A 2666-nucleotide genomic window follows, 5' to 3' on the forward strand; every position below is an offset into this window, starting at 1 on the left:
TCCCCGGAATTTCAACGATCACAATTCAAAACATGAACGATCATCATGGGAATTACGTGCGGAATTGGCGGGAAAACGCAGCACAGAACCGGCCACGCCTGCGCCGGGCGATTGGCAACCTGACGTCAATCCGAGAATCCGGCGCGGGCGATGTCGGAGCTCGCGCTGGGCGTGAGGTCACCGCGCTCAACAGCAGCCTCACGGGCTTTCTGTTCGAGTTTACCCAGCTCGTCGACGGTGTAGCCGAGGTGAGAGCCACTCTCCTTCAGACTTCGCCTTTGATTTTTCTGGTCTTTACCTTTCGTTCCCTTCATGGCCTCAATCGCGCGCTTATTCGCGTCGATTGCGCGTTCCAGGCGTGCCTTCGATTCCTCGATGACTCTCAGCGCCTGCGCCGGGCTTTCCTCAAGAAGCACCGAACACTGGGCGAGCCACTCAGCACACCCTTGCTTCACCTGTTCGGCATAGTGCTTGCTTAGGACTCCCACCAGCGTCGCACCGCTGGCCGCAGTCGACAGCCCGATAACTGCCCCGCCGCCCGTAATGATGGCGGTACCACCAGCCATACCGAGGCCTCCCGCAGCAAGGGAACCACCGCCCACCCAGGCAAGGCTCGCACTCGTCAGCGCCGCACCACTCAAGCCGACCACCGCCTCGCCGGCCAGGGCAGATGCGATCACAGGAGCCGCGGCAGCGGCCACGCCACCCGTCGCAACGGTTGCGGCCACGGCTACCGCACCGCCCACCGCCCACTTCGTGTAGGTGCCCGACAGCCACCGGTCATATGACTGCTGCACGCCCTTCAAGCGTTTGAGCAACGCCGCATCGATGACATCCTGCTCAGCGACGAAAACATCGGTGAGCCACGTCTGCGACAACGAGAGCCCGCGTTCGGCAGCGTAGGGCTGGTAGCCCAGCAAGTTCTGGGCAATGGCCAGTCGGACAAGTTCCCCATCCTCACCCGCACACATGACCTGCAGCTCGTGGTAGGCCTCTGCGGGCTCCAGGAAGTAGCTCCCCTGGCCCACATCGGCGGCAATTTCTTGCCTGCGCTTCCACGCACCAATCTGGATTTCCTTGCGGGCGCGCTTATTCTCCTTCTTCTCACGGCGGCAGTCATCCTCAGCCCAGACCATGAGCAGCGAATCAAGCACCCGCTGAACGTCCTGCCCCAATGGCGCATAGACGGCGATTTCTGTGCCCTTGCTACTCTCCTGATACTGCTTCCACCACTTCTCCACGTCCTCGTAGATGTAGGCGCTATCGGCCCGCACAGCGAAGGCGAAACGACCGATCCCGACATAGTTAAGGCGCATGAAGAGAAGAGGAACTGCTCCCACCGCGCTACTCGCAGATCCCTCGACCGCCACACGCACAGCGACGATGGAGGTATTGATAACCACGAAGGCACCCGAGGCGACCGTCAGCATACGCGTGAGCGCCCGACTGTTGAGGGGCAGGAATCTCGAGGGATTAATGCGCCCCAAATCCTTCACGCTGGACACATCCGCGCGCCTGAGTTCGTCAATGAAACGCGTGATCGTGTAGAAGCCGCGGACAATGCACTCGTTGGCAAGGACGGCGGGAACCTGTGTGAGGACCTGAATCGCCAGGCCAACCTCAGTCCGCAGATCGAAGCGCAGGGGGTTTCCGTCCTGATCCTTCAGGAGAGTGCCGTTAAACGCTTTGGAAATCCACTGCGACAGCGTCCGTATCTTGCCCTCATAACCGATAGACAGATCACGGAAGAAAGGCAAGGCCGAGGCCTCCTTGAGGAAGGAGAGAAGCGGGCCAGGAATGCCCGTGCCCGCGCCGGGGGTCGAGCTCGAGCCCGCCATGTCGCTGATGAGGTGGAGTACCCAGTTGAGGGTGCCGTAGAGGAACTTCTCCTCAGTATTCCTACCGAAGAGCATTCCATCCTTCAACGTTTCAGCGGGCAGGTCTGCGATCACGAAGCTCCCATCCGTCGCGGTCCCAAACCCTTTGCCAGTGAATTGCATCAGGATGGAGCACACGAGTCCCACGGGCGAGGGGTGATGTGAGAAGTCACGGAGGTGGTGCTGGAGGCCGCCGCCGAACGCGGCGGTGAGTTTGTCCCCTACGAAGGGGGACGTTTTTTCGAGGAAGCGGATCGCATCCTCAATGCTTGGGTTTTCCTTGTCGAGGCCCGTGCGCTGAGCTGCGCCGATCACGACTTCCTTAAGTTTCTCCTCGCCATACTTGCGCGCCTCCGCCAGGTTGAGGTCCTTTTGCCACAGGACACTGAGCGCTCCCATGAGAGCGCCGCTCGCTGCGGCAAAAATGTAATCCCTGGCTTGCGCGGGCGAGGTGTTGGGATCATATTCGAACGCTTCGGCCTCCGCCGGCTCGCCGCCCTCACTCTGACTGACCTCGTACGTCCCCTCAACACGAACGTCCGTCAGCTGAGGAAGAGGGGTTTCAGTAAACACCAGTCGCTCATTGTCACCACGACGGATCAGGTCCCGGGTCATGTTTGCTCCCATGCAACTCACGATAGATACCGAGAGACTAACACGATAACTATCCGCGTCGAGGCACCCTGCATCCCCCTCCCCACATTCCGCACGTAATTCCCCGAGCAGCTCTTTCACCAAACTCCATAATCCCCGGAATTTCAACGATCACAATTCAAAACATGAACGATC

General features: G+C 60.0%; 1 protein-coding gene. It reads right to left on the minus strand.

Features of this window, described 5'->3' with window-relative positions; all coding sequences use genetic code 11:
* Positions 1-125 precede the first annotated feature (125 nt).
* On the minus strand, positions 126-2492 hold the full coding sequence (locus tag KHW85_RS08230) for a hypothetical protein (protein WP_291459542.1): 2367 nt from the start codon (positions 2490-2492) through the stop codon (positions 126-128).
* Positions 2493-2666 lie beyond the last annotated feature (174 nt).

This window comes from Actinomyces sp. oral taxon 181 (assembly GCF_018370895.1).
Classification (GTDB): domain Bacteria; phylum Actinomycetota; class Actinomycetes; order Actinomycetales; family Actinomycetaceae; genus Pauljensenia.

What these genes read in the sequence shown, in the direction of transcription:
- KHW85_RS08230 (WP_291459542.1), bottom strand. Translation starts at nt 2,492, where the DNA reads ATGACCCGGGACCTGATCCGTCGTGGTGACAATGAGCGACTGGTGTTT.